The sequence below is a fragment of the Achromobacter sp. 1011791174 genome, from assembly GCF_059760925.1.
The window spans coordinates 30,333-48,581 of record NZ_JCBANH010000002.1 but is presented as its reverse complement, the minus strand read 5'-3'; the positions used below and the strand labels follow the sequence as shown (position 1 = coordinate 48,581).

Here is an 18,249-nt window from a genome sequence, read left to right as displayed (position 1 = left end):
CTATTCCTCGTGAGTGCGCTGCGCGGCGGCAGCGGCGGTTTCGGCCAAGGGCGTCGCGCGCGGCGCGACGGTTTCCAGGCTGCGCAAGGTCACCGCCAGCACCGACGCGCCCTTGCGGCGCGCCGCCAGCGTGGCGGGCAAGGCTATCGGCATGCCATAGTCGTTGGACAGGCGCGCGGCAAGCTCGATGAGCTTGGCGGCCTGGGCCATCGGCTTGCCGTCGGCATCGACCAGCCTGGGCAGCAGCGCCTCCAGCGTCTGCAGCGCGCGGCAGCCGGCGAGCGCGCTGATGGAGGCCGCGTCGGCCAGCGTCTGCGCCAGCCGCCCGGCCAAGGCGAAACCGTCCGCCAGGTGCGCCGCGATCTGCTCGGCGAACGGCGCGGGATCCAGCAGGCCAACGTCGGCCAAGCGCGCGATCGCTTCCGCCGCCTGGGCGCGCTGCTCGGTCATCTTCGCCGACGCGGCCAGCGCCAAGGCCGAGTACACGGGTCCGCCCGGCGCCCTGCGGGACGCGCCCAGCGCCGCCAGCAGCGGCCCCAGGCCGCGCACGTTGATCACATTCACCGCCGCGCACAACATCGGATGGAAGTGCGCGGCCAGCGTGTCGGGGTTGGATCGCAGCAGCCAGGCCGTCCATTGCACCACCTGGTCGTAGCCGTCCTGTTCCCGCGCCTCCTGGGCGCGGAAGGTGAATTCGGCGGGCACGTCGGCGACATCCAGGGCAGGCGATGTGGAAGCGTCGGCCGCCGCCATCCAGAACGGCTTGGGCACTTCTCCCAACACCTGCAAGTCGCGCGAGAAAGTCCCTGCGCCCGGCTCGGCCAGCACCCGTTCCCAGACGAAGCGCTGGCCGGGGACGGCCACCGGCGGAATGAACGGCTCGCCCCGCGCCCGGCTGGCCCGCAGTTCGTGAAAGACGCCGGCCAGCAGAGCCAGCGGCGCATGCGTCGGCAGATATTGGTAGCCCGAGCGGGAGGTCCAGGTCTCGCGGATCGTCCAGTCGCCGGTCGCCACGTCGTAGCTTTGGCTGGTGAACGTGTTTTCCTGCAATGCCACGCCCACGGGATCCGGCTTGCCCGCGCTGGCCACGACATAGCGGGCATAGCCCTGGAAACTGACGTCATCCCGGCCCAGCAGCGCGGCGGCCAGCAGGCGTCGCGGCGAGGCATTGCGCTCGTCCCACACCGACTCGATGATCTCGGCGGCGCGGTGTCGCAGCGCCTCCGGCAGTTGCAGTTGCGGACGGCTGGCCAGATGGGCGAAGAGGCGAGGCAACTCGGCGCCGTCTCCGGCGCCCTCGAACTGCGCGCGGATCAAGGCATGCAATGCCTCGTCATCGACGATGGCGAGCGTGTGGTCGGGCAGATCCGGCAACGGTTCGCGACGCGGCGGCGGTATCGTGACTGCCTGGGCCGCCCCCTCTTCCCGCGCGCCCATCTCGCCATCCGTGGCGGCCCGCTGCGTCTCGTCCGACGAGTCCACCAGCTTGCGCGCCAGCGGCGCGAGGTCCAGCGGCATGCCTTCCAGCGCCTCGCCGACGATCCGCGAAAGGCGGTTGCGCTGCCCGGCATCGGTCCTGAGCGCGGCGAACAGCCCCAGCTGGGCCTTGACCAGCTTCTTCTCCGCACGCGTCAGGACGGCGGCCCCGGCATCGATCATCGCGTCCGCGTCCAGCAGCCCGACGGCGCGTTTGAGCATGTCCTGGGCCAGGCCCACCGCCGTGCTGGGCGCCGTGGCCAGCACGGCGAGATACGCGTGCTGGCTGGCGACGACCTCGTGCGCGGCCGGATCGGCCAGGCGATGCATGCGCAAGTACCAGGCGATGCTCTTCGCTGAAAAATCTCGCAGCAGCGCTTCCCTCGACTCGACCAGCAGCCGCTCGCGGAACGCCGGCTCTTCCTGGCACAACGCCAGGACGGCCGCGTCCCAAGCCGGCCCGGTGCGCTCGACGAGCTGGTAATCGGCGCCCATGCCCTCGACCCGGAACAAGGCCCAGAATTCACGCCCGATCCAATCGGGATGCGCCCGCAGGTGCGCGGCCATGAGCTTGCCGTGGTCCGCGTCCAGCTGCCCGTCCGCGCCGACGGCGCTGACCTGTCTCACGAAGCACCGCAGATACGCCGCCGACAAGGGCGCATCGCCGTCCAGCCGGACCAGCGCGTGGCATACCGGCCATGCCAGATGCTCACCCCACCAGTACTGCTCCGCTAACAGCTCGACGAACGCGGCGCGCCACGTTGCGTCCCGTCCGGCTGCCGCCTCGATCACGGCCGGCGTCATCTCGCCGTGGCGCGCGCCATATTCGCGCTTGCGTTCCATGTCCGCCGGCGCCAGCGTCTCCGCCACGAGCTTGGGTTTGCCCAATGCGGCCAGCACAAAGCAAGCCCGGGGCGTCGGCCCCTCCGCGTTGAACAGGCGCGATGGCGGCAAGGCCTTGGCCAGCGCGGCGCGCTCGTCCTCGTCCGCGCCGTCCAGCGCGCGCGCGAACGGCGCGATATCCGCCGCGTCGCCGCCGCCGGCGGCCTCGCGCAGCGCCGCGCGGCGTTCGGTCAGGTTCAAGGTCATGCTCCGGCTCCAGGCGCATTGAGGGGATCAAGAAACATGCGCACCGCCAGCGTGTGCTTGCACGGCCCGCGCGTGCCTTGATACTTGGCGTGCCAGGGGCAGGTGCAACGGTCTTGCGCGGGCTCGGCGCCCAGCGCGATCCGGTAGCGCTGCTGCGCCGATTGCACCGTGTACTGCCCCTCGCCTTCGCGCCGCACCCCGCCGCCGGCCACCAGCTTGCGCGCCTCGGCCAACCGGGGATGCAACGTATCCAGCAGCCCCGCCTGCACCGGCAGCGGGCGATGGAAGTACGCGCCCGCCGCCAGATCGAACCCCACCTGGCCGGAAGACGCCAGCACGCCCAGCGCGGACGCGATCTGCGCGTCGGGCAACAGGGCCCGGGCGGCCAGCTGCGCGATATCGATGCGCGGCTCGAAAGCCAGCAGCGTCGACACGAACGCCGCGTCCTCATTCGCATCGCCGCCCGCGACCAGATGCAGCACCGCGCCCTCGCCCGAGAACCCCCGCGCCTTTTCCGGGCTCAGACCCAGCGTGACCCGCGCGCCGGGCAGCTCCAGCACCCAGGCGCTGGCCTGCGGCAGCGCGCCCGCCGCCGTCTCCGCGCCATAGGCGCGCAGCGCGGTGGCATAACGCAACAAGGGCTCCAGCACGCGCAGCCGCTCCGGCCCCGCCACGCAGACCGCGCCGGGCGTCGCCTGCGTGGCCAGCCGCAGCGAGCGGGCCGCCTGGGTCGCCCACATCACGGTCTTGGTCGACGATGACCGCGGCAGCGCCTGCACGAACTGGCGCAGGGCCGCCCCCGTCAGCGCATGGCGGCACGCCATGCCCGCCGACAGCATCTGCGTCTCGGCAAAACCCTTGAGCCAGCGGGTGGGCAGCGGCACCTTTTCCTCGACAATCTCGCCCGCTCCGGTCGACACGCGCAAGGCATCACTGCCCACGTTCAGGTGCAGGGGCTCCGACGCCCGCAGCCCCGCCAGCGCCTGGCGCAGCGGCGGATTCACATCCACATTGGTCACGCCCGGCGCCACGTGCGTGGCGTCCAGCGCCGCCGCGTCCACGTCCAGGCGCGCATACACGCCGCAGCACACGCTGAACGACTCGAAGCGCAGGCCCTCGGGCGTGGACGTCACGACCGGATCGGCCGCCCGCAGCACCGCCGCCAGGGTATTGGGCGGCACATAGAACCGCGTGCGCGCCACCCGCGCCAGCATCAGCAGCGCTTGCGCCACCACGGCCGGCTGCGCCACGAAACCGGAAAAGAAGAAGGGATGCGCCACCGCGCCCGACGGCGCGACGCCGCCGCTGGTGGCCAGGCTCAGGTCGGCCTGGCCCGGGCGCTGCGCGAATTCGGAAGGGGCAAGATAGGCATAAGCCAGCTCCGCCATTCAGGGACTCCTTGATGCGGACTGGACGCCGCGATGATCCGCCGCCGTCGCGATCCGGGACGGGAACGGTTGATCTTCTGGCTGAGGCGGGCGTCCGCCATGGGACGACTGCGCCGGTGAGACGGTCAGCTGCGTGGTCATTGGGTCACATGTTAACTGGCGTCGGCGGTTGGGCCCGGCCTGCGCGGCAGGACGGGCCGGCGCCGCCACGGCGCCAGCCTCGCTGCGGGAGCGCTTCGAGACGCCGTCGGGCGGCTTGCCCCTGCCGCGTCCGACCATCACAGCCTGACTGGGTGACCGTTTGACGACGTTGACGAAACGTATCGACAAAGCGTGCCGGCAAACGGCATTGACAAAAAATATAGCTTGCTAGCATCATAGCAACATGAGTGATGACAGCGTCAAACAGTTCAACGTGTACCTGCCGGTCAGCCTGATCCGGGAGGTCAAGCACCATGCGATCGAAGCCGAGCTTTCGCTGTCGGCCCTGGTCGCCGAAGCCCTGCGGGCCTATCTGGCCGACCACGCCGACAAGCCCGCCGACCCAAACTAGGAGCCATCCCATGAAAACCGAAGGTGTAGAAGCCATATTCCTGACGACCCACAACTGGGGCAGGTCGGCCAAATTCTTCCAGTCCCTGGGCTACACGCTCGACTTCGAAACCGACCACAACTCCGGCCAGCTCCGCAACGGCCCGGGCCCCTACCTCTTCATCGCCGAAGTGCCCGCCGACCAGGCGCCAGCCATGCAGCTGGTGATGAAAGTCGCCGATGCCCGGGCTCTCCAGCTGGACCCCGGCGTCGAAGTCGTCTCCCCCTTCCAGGACACCCATTGGGGCACGCAGGAGATGACGGTGCGCGATCCCGACGGCCGTGTCTGGAGCCTGCAGGCGCCCAAGTAAAAGCGGAGCGACCGCCATGCCGAACAGCAAAGCCCCCAGCCCAGACAGCACGGCCGAGCGCACCGCGCTGTGGCGCGCCCTGCATCTGCAAGCCGATGCGCCGCCGCATGTCTTCGAGGACGACATCGGCCTGCGGCTGCTGGCCCCGCCGGACAGCTGGCGCGAGCGACCCGACATGGATCCGATCTTCACCCGGACCTTCCGCGCGTCCATGGTCGCGCGGGCGCGTTTCGTGGAAGACCTGGTGCTGGAACAGGCCGCCCAGGGCGTCGCGCAGTACGTGATCCTGGGCGCGGGCCTGGACAGCTTCGCCCAGCGCCGGCCCGACATCGCCAGCCGCATGCGTGTGTTCGAAGTGGACCAGCCCGCGCCGCAGGAATGGAAGCGCCGGCGACTGGTCGAGCTGGGTTACGGCGTGCCGGAATGGCTGCAACTGGTCCCGGTGGACTTCGAGGCCGGCGCTTCCGCCTGGCAAGCGCTGGCCGAGGCGGGCTTCGATGCGACGCGCCCGGCCTTCGTCGCTTCCACGGGCGTCAGCATGTATCTGACCCGGGACGCGACGCTGGCCACGTTTCGACAGGTGGCCGCGCTGGCGCCCGGCTCCACGCTCGCCATGACGTTCGTGCTGCCGGTGGAACAGATGGCGCCCGAGGTCCGGCCCGGCATCGAAATGGCCGTCAAGGGCGCCCGCGCCAGCGGGACGCCGTTCATCAGCTTCTATGCGCCGGCCCAGATCATGGCGATGGCGCGGGAGGCGGGGTTCCGCGATGTCCGGCACGTCGCGCCCGCCGTGCTCGCGCAGCGGTACTTCGCGGGGCGAACGGACGGCTTGAGCTTGTCGAGCGCCGAAGAATTTCTGATTGCGGGCACGTAGCCGGCGAGTACTGCCCTACGGCAGATCCTGCGCTGATTCCCGGCCACCAAACCGCGCGCCACCCGACGCGGCAAGCGCCCCGCTCGCTAGGCGGGCGCCACCTCAATCGCGATCTTCCCCCGCACCCCGTTGTTGCGGCTCTCCAGCCGCGCATGCGCGGCCGGAACATCGGCCAGCGCATAGACCGCCCCCACATGCGGCCGCAGCCGGCCCTGCGCCACCAATGCGCTCAGCTCATCGAGCTTGCCGCGATTCTGCCGGGTGAACACGAAGTGATAGGCCGCGTTCTTGCCCCAGGCCTGGATCAGGTTCTGCGGCTGCGCGATGTCCACGATCGACACCACGCGGCCCAGCTGCGCCAGCGCGTCGGGACTGCGCGACAAGGCATCGCCGCCAATGGTATCGAACACGACATCCACGCCCCGGCCATCCGTGGCCCGCAATACGGCGTCGATATAGTCCTCCTTTTCATAGTCGATCAGCACGTCCGCGCCCATCTCGCGCGCGAAGGCGAAGTTCGCTTCGCGCACGGTCGTGAGCACCCGGGCGCCGATGGCCTTGGCAAGCTGGATCGCCACGTGGCCGACCCCGCCGGCGCCGCCGTGGATCAGGATGCTCTCCCCCACCCGCAGCCCCGCGCGCGCGACCAGCGCCTCCCAGGCCGTCCCGCCCACCAGGCTCAGGCTGGCCGCCTCCAGATGACTCAGCGCGGCGGGCTTCCTGCCGACGATGCTCTCGGCGGCCACGTGGTACTCGGCGTAGCTGCCCTGCCCCTCGAAGATCTGCGGCGTGTACCAGACCTCATCTCCCGGCGCGTAGGCCGTCACCCCAGCCCCGACAGCCTCGATCACGCCCGAGACATCGTGGCCGGTGATGGCCGGCAAGGGCACCAGATCGGGATAGTCGCCGCGCCGGACCTGGTAGTCCAGCGGATTGATCGACGTGGCATGCACCCGCACCAGCACCTGCCCCGCCTGCGGCACGGGCTTGGGCACGTCGCGCAGTTCGAACGACTCGGGGCCGCCGAATGACTTGAGCACGATTGCTTTCATTTCAACTCCTAATTTCGATAAAAAGGGATATCGAGATTTTCCGATATTTACCGGCAAAAAAATTCAGAGCTCTTTCCCGATCAGCTTGGCAAAGGCGCTGATGTTGGCTTCATTGCGCTTGTAGTAGGTCCACTGGCCGATGCGCCGGGCCTCGACCAGGCCCGCGCGTTGCAGGGTGGCCAGATAGTCGGACACCGTGGACTGCGACAGTCCGACGCCTTCCTGGATGCTGCTGACGCACACGCCCACCGTATGCACGTCGCCCTCGTCCTGCGGCGGGAAGTGCCGCTCGGGATCCTTCAGGCCTTTGAGGATGTCGAGGCGGGTGCGGTTCGAGAGCGCTTTGAAAATGTCTAGCAAGTCCATGGCGGGATCATATCGGAAATTACCGATATGTCAATTTCCCCGTCGAACGCCTTGAATCCGCGCGCGGCTGGCCGCTATCGCGATGCTCATCCGCCGCACCGTGGCGCGACGAATCGGAAACGCCTCGGCGCGTCCGGCGAAGGCCGCCGCCTGCTCAACCATCCGGTCGAGCGTGGCTTCTGCCATGGGCATGCCTACCCCGCCCTCCCTGGCCAGCCGCAGCAAGTGATCCCGTCCCACCGCGGCGCCTTCGCCGCACACATCCATGTGATGCTGTCCCATCGGTCCGTGGCTGAACGTCAGGTCGAATGCGGGCGCCAATCGCCAACGCCGATCCTGCCCGAGACGCCATGCAAAGTTCTTCGGATGATCGTCCTGGTTGTGAAACAACACGTTGAAGACGGCACGCGCATAGGCCTTCTCAACCTCGCGCTCATCGCGCGTCAACAACCGGGTGGCCCGCAGCAAGGTCGTGTAGTCCGTGCTGCCCGGCATGCGGAAATCCACCTGCAGCAGGCCCGCCAGGCTATGCACGGGCACGCGCATGCCTCGTTCCCGGTCGAAGCGCGCCACGCCAAAGGCGGCAAGCCTGGACGACAGATCGAACAAGGCGCTGGCTGGCACCTCCAGGCCGCAATCGCGGGCCAGCTCGGCATACAGCTGTTCGACGGCGCATACCTCCTTATGCTCGCCCTGCGCCGGAAACTTCACCAACCAGGGAACGCCGGGCGCATCGCCGCGCGTGCTGACGTGACCGGTCGCGGCGTCGTGCTGCACCAAAGCCTTGGGCCGCGCGCCTTGCGGAGACCCGCCGGTCAGCGCCAGTTCGCGCAAGGCAACGCCCGCCTCTCCAGCCAGAGCCCGCTCGCTTTCCCGGGCCAGGGCCAGCAGGCTCCAGTCGGGCTCCACGGCATGCGGATCGGTCGCCGGCACGAAGCGCAGCGCGCCCATGGCCCGGTCCCCGATGAACGCCAGACGATCCAAGGGCCCAGGATGACGCAATCCCTGGCGGCGGAACAAACGATCCATCAGCAGCAGCCCCCAGCCATCGGGCAGGCTGTCCGCCATCAGGCCGGGCAACCGATGCAGATAAGGCGGAAAATCCCCGTAGGCCGGAGCGCGCAGCTTCAGATGCAGCGGCGACAACTCCAGTCCCTGCGCCAGGGCCTCGGACGCGTATTCAAACAGCAGCGTGGCGCCGTCATCGGCCAGGAGCCCCAGGAGCCAGTCCTCGCCCCAGCCACAGTAATGAACGGCCAGCTGCTTCATGTCTTGCTCCGACGAGGCGCCCGTTGTCGTTGCCCGGCGGATTCCGCCTGCGCCATCTGGGCGATGGATTGGCGCCTGAGCACGAACAGATCCTGCAGCTCATCCACGAGTCCCAAGGCCTGCGTCACGCGGATCAAGGTCTCCAGCGATGACTGGCCGCTGCCTTCCAGCTTGCGCAACGCGCCGAGCGACAGGCCGGCCATCTGCGCCAGCTCGCGCTGAGGCAGACCCTGGGCCAACCGCTGGATGCGCAGCCGTGAGCCCAAGGCCCGCAGGATCTCGGCGGTGGATGCCAAATTAAATGACATTTCTCTGCTCTTTATCTAGATTTTTTCTTTATAAGTATCACTTTTATGATCTTTATAGACCTATATAACGCATCACCATCTGGCAAGCAAGCCCGGCCTTCCGTACAATGCCCCTCGTGGCTATGGGACACCTTCCTTCTCACCCTGATTACCTAGGGGTCCCGCTCTCCACACCGCGCCTGCGTCACGCAGGCGTTTTCACATCGGCGTCGCCATGACGCCGCCGCTCGCTCGCAGCGGCGAGCCACCGGAGCAAGGCAAGCATGAATCAGGAACTGTTCCTGCGCCGCGCCACCAAGGTCCACGTCCCCGTGGGTTCTGGCGGCGCCACGCGCGCCCAGGTCGCGTCGGCCATCCAGGAAATCGCGGCGTTCCACTGCATCCTGTCCGAGTCGGTGATCGAGCGGATCGGCATGCTGTCCGCCGATGAACTCGCGCGCTGGCTGCGCGACATGCTTGGCGTGCTGCGCCGCCGGGTCGGCGCGCACGTGCAGCACCAGCCGTTCTATCCGGGCTTCCCCGAGCAGGTGCTGAAAGCCTCGAAGGCCGAGCTGTACCTGACGGCCGTCATGCATTACCTCACGCTGCGCCGCCTGCCGGCGCACGAGCATGCCCGCCCGCCATTGCTCGAGGGCAAGCTCGTGCCCTGGCTCATCGAACTGGGCCGCGTCGCTGAATTCGAGTCGCTGCTGGCGCCGCTGGTCTCGTCGCGCACTTCGCTGTCCGAGGTGGACGCCGCCGATGTCGCCTGGTTCATCCGGCAATACCGCGGCGATGTCTTCCGCCTGCTGCCCGGGGACGTGCCGTTCCGCGAGATCCGCGCGCTGGTTGGCGGCGCGCTGGTCCAGCACGTGGCGGGCGATGCGCGGGTGGACGAATTCCTGGATCGCAACGTCGAGACCGCGACCGACGCGCTGCGGCTGGCGGTGGCCCTGAGCGGCGGAGATGTGTCGCTGACCACGGCGACGACACGCTTCGCGCCGATGAAGCGCGGCGTGCGCCGCCTGCTGCTGCGCCTGCTCGATCGCGCGCCCAACGCAGTGGAAGACGTGATGCGCCACGCCGAGCGCTGGAAGCGCCTGGCCGAAGTGCTGCACCCGGGCGACTATGCCGACAAATACCCGCGCGCCCTGGCGGCCATCACGGCGGCGCGGCGCAACGACGCGCCGGCCTCGTTCGGGTCGCGCGTCGAGACGCTGCTGGCCCAACGGCACATCGCCGCGCTCACGCCCCTGCTGCAACAACGTCCCGGCGAATTCGCGCGCCGGCTGGATGTGACCTTGCGCCGCTCGACCGAACCCGGCGCCGTGCTGGACGCATTCGAAACGGTGGCGGCGCAAGCGTCCACGCCGATCCTGCTGCAGGTGCTGGCCCAGGCCCGGGCGCCGCGCCCCCTGCCCTTGCGGGCCTTCACGCCCAAGGGCGCACTGGCCAAGGTCTACGGCATCCAGGATCGCCGTGAGCCGCTGGCGCCCGAAGTGCTGGCGCGCGCGGCCCGGATCTGCCAGGACGCGCTCGTCAAGCGCTTCGCCTCGCTGCCGCCGCTGGGCCGCTGCTTCGTCGACCCCGCGCTGCGCGACTACATCGTGCCGCTGGCGCAGCGCGCCGCATCGAAGTCATTGCGTACGCTGGTGCGCGGCAGTCGCCTGCCGCTGCCGGACACGCGCTTCATCCGCCTGTTCCTGTGGTGGAAGAACGGCCGCGCGCGCACGGACATCGACCTGTCTGCCGCTTTCTTCGACGCCAATTTCGTGTTCATGCAGACGGTCGCGTACTACAACCTGAAGGGCTTCGGCGGCTACCACAGCGGCGACATCGTCGACGCCCCGCAAGGCGCCTCGGAGTTCATCGACCTGGACATCGACGCCCTCGTCGAGAAAGGCATCCGCTACGTCGTCACGTCCATCAACTCCTACACCCGGCAGCCGTACTGCGACCTGCCTGAGTGCTTCGCCGGCTGGATGGCCCGCGCCGATTTGGCCTCGGGCGAAGTGTACGAACCGCGCACGGTGGTCGACCGGATCGACATCGCGTCGGACACGCAGATCTGCCTGCCTTTCGTGATGGACCTGCAGGAACGCCGCGTGATCTGGGCCGACCTGGGGCTGACGTCCACGCCGCGCTGGAACAATGTGCGGAACAATCTGAGCGGGGTGTCCTTGATGCTGCGGGCATTGGTGCATACGCCCCGGTCGGATCTGGAGACGCTGTTTGATCTGCATGTACGCGCGCGGGGGGAACGGGTGGAAACGCCGCAGCAGGCCGAGACCGTATTTGCGCCTCACCAGGGGATTACGCCGTTCGATGTGGACGTGATTCGGTCACGGTTTCTTTGACTCGGGAATACTCAATCAACCCTGCTTGCGCGCCATCCGGCTCCATGGACAAGAATTGCACGCGAACCGGAGGAAGGCACCTGTGCCCGCGACTCATGTCCATAGCGGCACCCCACTGCCCGTCAAGGAAACCAGGAACGCCACCATCCCTTGGCACGCCGGGGGACGCGGCCGGCCACTTGGCCTGATGGCGCACGGGCTATCACGCACGCACTTTCACGACCGTCGACTGACGCCCGGCCCGGGGCGTACCACGCAACGGCGGAAAGCCGGCGTGCAGCAAACGCTCGAACTCATCATAGTGAGCAACAAAAATGGAACCAAAGACCAGGGGTAAATTCTCCAGTTCGGGAATGCTTGGCAGATTGATGTTTCCATTCTGATGGCCTTGGACATGCGCCTTCAAACGGCTGACTGGCGTGATGTCCTTGCCCCAATAAACCGGATACCACTGAGGGTAGCCGGGTATGGGAGCGAGGCCGGTCCTGATGGGTGTAGGGGAACTGGCCCATATTCCGTAGACCGCGCCACATGACTGCTCAATGGGAAAGGACCTGCCCAGGTTGATCGAGCCATAAACGCAGTCATGAACGGCGAAATTGCGCTTCAAGGCAAAGTCTTTGAGAAATTCCGGTACCAAGGAGGCTTCGGGCATTCGGCGGGCTCCAAACTCGGGATGAGCCGATCACTGTAACTGCTCAATGCGATGCCCAACAGTCCTCGACACCCGCTGGCGGCGGACTTGACGCCGTCACGCGCCTGCCTCAAGGCCTCGAATATTCGCGTCGCCCGCTCCAGGAACACCTTCCCGGCAGGGGCGTGACGCCTCAACCGGAAGACGGCTGCATAGGCACGTCAGAACTTCACGGCCGCAGCTCCCTTGAGCGACAGAATCTCTCTCGCTTCATCGGGCGTCGCGATTTCGTGCCCCAGACTTTCAAGCAGTTCACGCACCTTGCGTACCTGCTGCGCGTTCGATTCCGCCAGTTGCCCACGAGAGATCTGCAGCGAGTCTTCAAGCCCGACACGCACGTGGCCACCCATCGTTGCCGCTGCTGTGGCTAGACTCATCTGACTGGCCCCCGCACCCAGCACGGACCACTGGTACTGGTCGCCGAACAGCTTGTCGGCCGTGCGCTTCATGAAGACCAGGTTCTCCAGGTCAGCACCGATACCGCCCAAAATTCCCAGGACGAACTGAATGAAGATCGGCGCCTTGAACATACCGGAGTCCAGGCAGAACTTCAGGTTGTATAGATGTCCCACGTCATAGCACTCGTGCTCGAACTTGACGCGGTGCTCCTGGCCTAGTTCTTCGGCCACCATCCCGATGTCGCGGAAGGTGTTGCTAAAGATGTAGCTGTCCGATTCCCGCAGGTACGACTCTTCCCAGTCAAACTTCCACTTTTTATAACGCTGCGCCAGGGGATGCATCGAGAAGTTCATGCTACCCATGTTCAACGAGCACATCTCGGGCGAAAAACGCTTTGCGGGCGCGATGCGCTCCGCCACGGTATTGCGAAGGCTGCCGCCTGTAGAGAGGTTGACCACCGCGTTCGTCGACGCCTTGATCGAGGGCAGGAAGCCGAGGAAGTGCTCGGAGTCAATCGACACAGAGCCGTTCTCCGGATTGCGTGCGTGCAGGTGAAGCACGGCGGCGCCCGCCTGCGCCGCATCAAGGGCCTGGCGCGCAATGTCCTCGGGGCGATAGGGCAACGCGTCCGACATGGTCGGCGTGTGGATGGCGCCGGTCACGGCACAGGTGACGATGATCTTGCGAGAGGGCTTGGACATGATGGACTGCCATGTATGAACAATGGAACTCAGGACTCGACAGGCTGGCGGCGCCACACCAGCTTGATGACGGTTTCGACACCGTCTTGCATTTGCGGCGCGGTCGTCAAGACCGCGTCGCCCTGCTCGAAGCTCAGTGCGCGGCGAAGCGCCGTCCCCACCCAGTTCGGATAGGTGGAGACGTCGACCCAATGCGAGATCCAACCGGCTTCCAGCGTGAAGCGTCCGGCATAGGCAATGGAGGACTTATAGGCCTGTGCACGCTGCGCTTCCGGCGCGGCCTGCCGGTCGCCGTCAAGCCGCTCTCGACCGTCGTGAGTGATGAGCGCCATCATGCGCCCGTCGTCGCCGTAGTGAATGACGCCCGACGGCCGTGCGCCGTAGACGTCGTACAGGCGCTCCCCCCGGGGGCCGACGGCATACGCCTCTCCCAGGAACCAGGTTCCAGTCAGGTCATTCGCATTCATGCGGGTACTCCAAGTTTGAGGGTTCGTAGGTTGGTCAGGGCAAGACAGCCACTGCGCGGACCCACCCCGCCGAAGCGGCACGGATCTTCACGGGGAAGCAGATCACCTGAAAGCCCGTGGAGGGCAACAGGTGCAAGTTGCTCACCTTCTCCATCTGGAAGTAGCCGATCTCCCGACCCGCCTTGTGGCCTTCCCAGATCAGCGACGCATCTTGGGTTTCGCGGAAGCGCCGGGCGGTGTGGCTGAACGGGGCATCCCAGGACCAGGCATCGGTACCTACGACCCGGACGCCACGTTCGGTCAGGTACAGCGTCGCTTCGCGTCCCATGCCGCAGCCGCTGTCCAAGTAATCATCTTGGCCGTAGCGCGCCGCGGCGCCCGTGTTCACCAGCACGACGTCCAGGGGTTGCAAGTCATGGTTGATGCGCGCCAGTTCATCCTCGACCTCCCTGGCACGTACCACATGGCCGTCCGGCAGGTGCCGGAAGTCCAGCTTGACGCCGGGCCTGTAGCACCAGTCCAACGGCACTTCGTCGATGGTCGCGGCGCGCTCGCCGCGATTCATCGTCGATGCGTAGTGCCACGGCGCGTCCATGTGCGTCCCGTTGTGCGTCGACAGGTCCAGACGCTCGACTGCCCACGCCTCGCCGTCGGGGAGGTCTTCGGGGCGCAATCCAGCAAAAGGCTTGGCCAGAGCCTCGAAGGTCTCCTGGTGGTTCTGATACCGGATCTTTGGGCCATTCCCCGGCCGGTCCACTGGCAGGTCGTTCTCGATGGCGACGGACAGATCGATAAGTCTCATTGAGGCAGGTCCTTGGAGAAATGAGGTCGAGAGTTCGTGAACGGCGCTACTGTCTGGTCAGACCGATGGAGCGCACCAGTTCCGGCCAGGCACGGTTTTCCTTCGCCAGGAATTCCGATGCCTCTGCGACCGAGCCTCCGGCGGCCTCGCTTCCGTTGTCTTGCAGTGTCCGGATCACGTCGGGCTGCTTGAGGATGGCGTTGATTTCCGTATTAAGGCGAGTCACGACTTCCACCGGTGTGCCAGCGGGTGCCACCAGCATGAACCACAAAGAGAAGTCAACGCCAGCCAGCCCCTGCTCCTCGAAGGTGGGCACATCCGGCAGCGCCTGTGCCCGCTGGCGAGTCGACACGGCCAGGGCTTTGACCTTGCCGGACTGAACGAAAGCCCGGACAGTGCCCACGTTGTCACACAGCGCTTGCACGCTCCCCCCCAGCAAGTCGGTGACAGCGGGCGCCGCGCCCTTGTAGGGGATGTGGTTCACCCTGATGCCGGCAGAGCGCGCGAACAGCTCGGCGCAGATGTGTTGAGGTGACCCTTCTCCGGCATTTGCGATATTGAGTTCGCCGGGTTTGCTCTTTGCGCCTGCGACGATCTCCTTGAGCCCGTCTTTCGATACCCCGGGGACAACCAGCACCAGGGCCGCCGATGAAACCTTCGCGATGGGAACGAAAGCGCGGGCGGGCTCATACGGCATCTTCTGGAAGAGGCTCGGATTGACGGCCAACGGCCCAAGTCCTGCCAAAAGGAGCGTGTAGCCATCGGCCGGGGATTTAGCCACGGCGTCCGATCCAATGATGCCGTTGGCCCCCGCCTTGTTCTCGACGACGACGGGCTGAGTCAGACGGGCGCCGAGTTTCGCGGCCAACAGCCGAGCGATATTGTCTGTTCCCCCGCCAGGCGCATAGGGCACCACCAGGCGAATGGGCCGCTCTGGATACTGGGCTATTGCGGGCAAAGCCGCCAAGGACAGGGTCAAGCCAAGCACGGCGAACCGTAGCGCGAACCTCAGCATGTTTGTCTCCTCAACAAGCAGGTATGGGTTGCGCTAATTTTTAGTTATTCGAATGACTAAGTCGATATGGTAAAAACCCCTAGAAGGCATAGGCGGTGGGCGTTGGCGACATGGCAGCCAAATCGCCAATGTGAAGGCAATGTGCTGCGATGGTCCGTTGAACTGCCTCTAGTCACAGTTGGAGACCACTAGACGAACGCGGGGTGGTATTTCATCATTAGTCTTTCGAATAACTAATCGTGTGGCGAGCCCACCCGATCAGGCAGGAGACAAACCCATCACTGCCGACACGCGCATACCCCCTTCTGTGAGAGGCACAACAGCCAAGCTATGAGTCCGAAGATCGATCCAGACCACATGACAACTGCGGCCGAGCAACCTCAACGCCGACGGCGCAAGAGCGACGCGCGCGAAAGCATCCTGAACGCGGCCGAACGCCTTTTCGGCGAACTTGGCTTCACGGGCTGTTCATTGCGCAACGTAGCCGACAGTGCCGGGGTCAACCAAGGCATGATCCATTACTTCTTTCGAAGCAAAGAAGCCTTGTTCCAGGAGACGTACCTGCGCTGCGGTTCACCACTGGTCGAAGAACGCATGCGACTGCTCGACACGGAAGAAGCCGCGGCGAAGGGGGCGCCAATCCCGGTAGAGCGCCTCATCGAGATTTTTTTGGCACCCGCATTCAGGTTGGCAACGAGTGGTGATAGCGGACGTGCGTTTCTGCGCATGCAGGCTCATCTGCAACTCGACGGCACGCGCTTTGGCCACGAACTGCGCCAGCGCCTCTACGATGAATCGTCGATGCGCTTCGTCGCGGCGTTCGCGCGCAGCCTCACCGACCTGTCCCGCGAAGACGTGTCCTGGCGCTTCATGTTCATGCTCGGCGCCTACCAATATGCTCTTGCAGACACGGGTCGCATCGAGGTGATTTCCGACGGGCTCTGCTCCGCCAGCGACTTTGCCTGCTCTCTGAAGCAAATCGTGCCCTTTCTTAGCGCTGCCATGCGCTCACCCCCAATCATTGCCGGCGCATCCAAGGATCAGCGTAAGAGCCCGGCAAACCCTTCTTGAGCGCAGCAGTTGTCCCCGATAGCGTCCACCACTTTCAGGAGGACACCATGTCGAAGACAGAATTAGCGCCGGCTCCTAAGCGCCGGTCTTATCCGAAGGCGCTGAAGGCACAGATCGTGGCCAAGTTCACCGACCACTTGCCGCTATACCGCCAGGAAGGCATCCTTGCGCGCGCCGGCCTGCAGCTGCCGCGCTCGACGCTGGGCGAGTGGGTCGGCGTGTGCGAGCCAAGCCGATCACCGAAACGTTGCACCGGTGGCTGATCGCGCAACGCCAGCGCGTGCCGGAAGGCTCCGGCACCGCGCTCGCCATCGACTACAGCCTCAAGCGCTGGGAGGCGCTGACGCGCTACCTTGACGACGGCGATGCGCCGATCGACAACAATTGGGTGGAGAACCAGATCCGCCCCTGGGCGATCGGGCGTTCGAACTGGCTGTTCGCGGGCGCGCTGCGCGGGGGCCAGCGCGCGGCCGCCATCATGAGCCTGATCCAGTCGGCACGGCTCAATGGGCATGATCCGTATGCCTATATGAAGGACGTGCTTACGCGCCTGCCAACGCAGAAAAACAGCCAGATCAATGCGAAAAGTGCGGCAAGCATCGGCGGTCGCGCGGACTCATCGGGGCCACGCATGCCCCACACCATGCACCACCACGGGGAACATGCCGCGCCACTGCGCCGCCTTGGTGCGCGACGCCGCCCTGTCCCGTCCTCCGCCAGGGGGAAAAGACGCGACCTTGCCTGCAACGGTGTTGGCACGATTGTTGCTTGATGAAAAGCATACGGGAGCGGCATGCGTGCCGCGAACCAAATGGTTGGCTAGGGTTCCGATCCGCATCACGCGGATGTCTGGTCCGAGAGCCGACGACCTCGGTTGAGGTTACACGGCGGGACAAAAGCCCGGGAGAGCGGCGCCATCGGCGTCCGGCTGCTCCCGTTGCCCGTCCTCTCAACCGGAGTGTCCCGATATGATTTTGCGCCGTCTCGCGGGTCTGACGACCCTTTGCCTTGCAACACTGTGGGGCGCCCCGGCCAGCGCCGCCCCGAAAACCAGTTTCAACATCTGCTGGACCATTTATGCCGGCTGGATGCCCTGGGACTACGCACAGGCCCAGGGCATCGTTGCCAAGTGGGCCAGGAAGTACGGCATCGACATCCAGGTCACCCAGCTCAATGACTATGTCGAATCGCTGAACCAGTACACCGCCGGCAAGTTCGACGGCTGCACCATGACCAACATGGACGCGCTCACGGTGCCGGCGGCCAGCGGCGTGGACAGCACGGCGCTGTTGGCGGGCAGCTACTCCAACGGCAACGACGGCATCGTCCTGAAAGGGACCGGCAAGACGCTCGAGGACCTGAAGGGCCAGAGCGTGCATCTCGTGCAATTCTCCGTGTCCCACTATCTGCTCGCGCGCGGCCTGGAGGCCGCCGGCCTGCGCGAGCGCGACATCAAGGTCGTCAATACCTCGGACGCCGACATCGTCGGCGCCTTCGCGGCGCCCAGGGTGCAGGCCGTGGTGACCTGGAATCCGCAGCTGTCCGCCATCGCCGCCACGCCCGGCAGCACCCAGGTCTTCGACTCCAGCAAGGCGCCCGGCGAGATCATCGACCTGATGGTCGTCAACAGCGCGACACTCAAGGACAATCCCGCCCTGGGCAAGGCCCTCACCGGCGCCTGGTTCGAGGTCATGGCCCTGATGAAAGCCAATGACGGCGCCGCGCTCACGCAGATGGCGAAGGCCGGAGGCGCCACTGTCGCCGACTACCGGGCCCAGCTCGCGACCACGGCCATGATGTACACGGCAGCGGAGCAACTGGCCTTTGTCTCCAGCCCGAAGCTACCCGACACCATGAAGCGCGTCGCGCAGTTCTCGTTCGACAAGGGCCTGCTCGGCGAGGGCGCGCGCAGCGCCGACGCCATCGGGATGTCGTTTCCCGGCGGCACCACCGTCGGCAACGCCAAGAACACCAAACTCCGGTTCGACGCGACTTATCTGAAGCTCGCGGCGGACGGCGAGCTCTGAGCGCGAGGCATCC

At 66.2% G+C, this 18,249-nt stretch carries 18 protein-coding genes, 1 pseudogene and 1 riboswitch; of the genes and pseudogenes, 8 read left to right on the top strand and 11 right to left on the bottom strand.

Annotated features, from left to right (window positions below):
• Both AC6LJ5_RS01235 and AC6LJ5_RS01230 read right to left on the bottom strand, forming a co-directional pair.
• Complete coding sequence (locus tag AC6LJ5_RS01235) at window positions 1-2,565, bottom strand: DUF6493 family protein (protein WP_498139615.1); 2,565 nt, start codon at window positions 2,563-2,565, stop codon at window positions 1-3.
• Window positions 2,562-3,953, bottom strand: a complete 1,392-nt coding sequence (locus AC6LJ5_RS01230) for an SWIM zinc finger family protein (protein ID WP_498139614.1) — start codon at window positions 3,951-3,953, stop codon at window positions 2,562-2,564. The genes AC6LJ5_RS01235 and AC6LJ5_RS01230 overlap by 4 nt, the downstream gene beginning before the upstream one ends.
• A 385-nt stretch (window positions 3,954-4,338) precedes the next feature.
• On the opposite strand from AC6LJ5_RS01230, the gene AC6LJ5_RS01225 reads away from it, so the two are divergent.
• From AC6LJ5_RS01225 to AC6LJ5_RS01215, 3 genes are read left to right on the top strand one after another with little or no spacing between them, the layout of a single operon-like run.
• Window positions 4,339-4,506, top strand: coding sequence for a ribbon-helix-helix domain-containing protein (locus AC6LJ5_RS01225; RefSeq protein ID WP_103274857.1), 168 nt, complete (start codon window positions 4,339-4,341; stop codon window positions 4,504-4,506).
• Window positions 4,507-4,516: 10 nt separating this feature from the next.
• A complete protein-coding gene (locus AC6LJ5_RS01220) occupies window positions 4,517-4,855 on the top strand; it encodes a VOC family protein (protein ID WP_103274858.1) in 339 nt (112 codons plus the stop codon).
• A 16-nt stretch (window positions 4,856-4,871) separates the two neighbouring features.
• Window positions 4,872-5,729, top strand: coding sequence for a class I SAM-dependent methyltransferase (locus tag AC6LJ5_RS01215; RefSeq protein WP_498139613.1), 858 nt, complete (start codon window positions 4,872-4,874; stop codon window positions 5,727-5,729).
• A gap of 86 nt (window positions 5,730-5,815) precedes the next feature.
• On the opposite strand, the gene AC6LJ5_RS01210 is transcribed toward AC6LJ5_RS01215, so the two are convergent.
• From AC6LJ5_RS01210 to AC6LJ5_RS01195, 4 genes are all read right to left on the bottom strand, one after another.
• Window positions 5,816-6,781: a zinc-dependent alcohol dehydrogenase family protein gene (locus AC6LJ5_RS01210; RefSeq protein ID WP_498139612.1), complete on the bottom strand. Its 966-nt coding sequence runs from the start codon at window positions 6,779-6,781 to the stop codon at window positions 5,816-5,818.
• A gap of 63 nt (window positions 6,782-6,844) precedes the next feature.
• A complete protein-coding gene (locus AC6LJ5_RS01205) occupies window positions 6,845-7,147 on the bottom strand; it encodes an ArsR/SmtB family transcription factor (RefSeq protein ID WP_103274861.1) in 303 nt (100 codons plus the stop codon).
• A 30-nt stretch (window positions 7,148-7,177) separates the two neighbouring features.
• Window positions 7,178-8,416: a type II toxin-antitoxin system HipA family toxin gene (locus AC6LJ5_RS01200; RefSeq protein ID WP_498139611.1), complete on the bottom strand. Its 1,239-nt coding sequence runs from the start codon at window positions 8,414-8,416 to the stop codon at window positions 7,178-7,180.
• The gene (locus tag AC6LJ5_RS01195; protein ID WP_103274863.1) at window positions 8,413-8,724 is read right to left on the bottom strand and encodes a helix-turn-helix domain-containing protein; all 312 of its coding nucleotides are present in this window, start codon (window positions 8,722-8,724) and stop codon (window positions 8,413-8,415) included. The genes AC6LJ5_RS01200 and AC6LJ5_RS01195 overlap by 4 nt, the downstream gene beginning before the upstream one ends.
• A 263-nt stretch (window positions 8,725-8,987) precedes the next feature.
• Here AC6LJ5_RS01195 and AC6LJ5_RS01190 point away from each other — a divergent pair, with 263 nt between their 5' ends.
• Window positions 8,988-11,060 (top strand): TerD family protein, encoded by a 2,073-nt coding sequence (locus AC6LJ5_RS01190; protein WP_498139610.1) that lies wholly within the window; start codon window positions 8,988-8,990, stop codon window positions 11,058-11,060.
• Window positions 11,061-11,262: 202 nt separating this feature from the next.
• Here the strand turns inward: AC6LJ5_RS01190 and AC6LJ5_RS01185 are convergent, their stop codons facing one another.
• The 5 genes from AC6LJ5_RS01185 to AC6LJ5_RS01165 all read right to left on the bottom strand — a co-directional run bounded on the left by AC6LJ5_RS01185 (window position 11,263) and on the right by AC6LJ5_RS01165 (window position 15,138).
• On the bottom strand, window positions 11,263-11,715 hold the full coding sequence (locus tag AC6LJ5_RS01185) for a hypothetical protein (RefSeq protein ID WP_498139609.1): 453 nt from the start codon (window positions 11,713-11,715) through the stop codon (window positions 11,263-11,265).
• Window positions 11,716-11,915: 200 nt separating this feature from the next.
• The gene (kce, locus tag AC6LJ5_RS01180; RefSeq protein ID WP_498139608.1) at window positions 11,916-12,854 is read right to left on the bottom strand and encodes a 3,5-dioxohexanoate:acetyl-CoA acetone transferase; all 939 of its coding nucleotides are present in this window, start codon (window positions 12,852-12,854) and stop codon (window positions 11,916-11,918) included.
• Window positions 12,855-12,883: 29 nt separating this feature from the next.
• Entirely contained in the window at window positions 12,884-13,321 is a 438-nt protein-coding gene (locus tag AC6LJ5_RS01175) for a lipocalin-like domain-containing protein (RefSeq protein ID WP_103274866.1), read from the bottom strand.
• Between the two features lie 34 nt (window positions 13,322-13,355).
• On the bottom strand, window positions 13,356-14,123 hold the full coding sequence (locus AC6LJ5_RS01170; protein WP_498139607.1) for a cyclase family protein: 768 nt from the start codon (window positions 14,121-14,123) through the stop codon (window positions 13,356-13,358).
• A gap of 46 nt (window positions 14,124-14,169) precedes the next feature.
• Complete coding sequence (locus AC6LJ5_RS01165) at window positions 14,170-15,138, bottom strand: Bug family tripartite tricarboxylate transporter substrate binding protein (RefSeq protein ID WP_498139606.1); 969 nt, start codon at window positions 15,136-15,138, stop codon at window positions 14,170-14,172.
• A 330-nt stretch (window positions 15,139-15,468) separates the two neighbouring features.
• Here AC6LJ5_RS01165 and AC6LJ5_RS01160 point away from each other — a divergent pair, with 330 nt between their 5' ends.
• From AC6LJ5_RS01160 to AC6LJ5_RS01145, 4 genes and pseudogenes are all read left to right on the top strand, one after another.
• A complete protein-coding gene (locus tag AC6LJ5_RS01160) occupies window positions 15,469-16,209 on the top strand; it encodes a TetR/AcrR family transcriptional regulator (RefSeq protein ID WP_498139605.1) in 741 nt (246 codons plus the stop codon).
• A gap of 47 nt (window positions 16,210-16,256) precedes the next feature.
• Entirely contained in the window at window positions 16,257-16,472 is a 216-nt protein-coding gene (locus tag AC6LJ5_RS01155) for an IS66 family transposase (RefSeq protein WP_392411431.1), read from the top strand.
• Window positions 16,457-16,786 (top strand): annotated as a pseudogene (locus tag AC6LJ5_RS01150) (IS66 family transposase); the annotation flags it as partial. The gene AC6LJ5_RS01155 and the pseudogene AC6LJ5_RS01150, both read left to right, overlap by 16 nt.
• A gap of 231 nt (window positions 16,787-17,017) precedes the next feature.
• Window positions 17,018-17,118: riboswitch (guanidine-I (ykkC/yxkD leader) on the top strand.
• 59 nt (window positions 17,119-17,177) lie between these two features.
• Entirely contained in the window at window positions 17,178-18,236 is a 1,059-nt protein-coding gene (locus AC6LJ5_RS01145; protein ID WP_498139604.1) for a putative urea ABC transporter substrate-binding protein, read from the top strand.
• Window positions 18,237-18,249 lie beyond the last annotated feature (13 nt).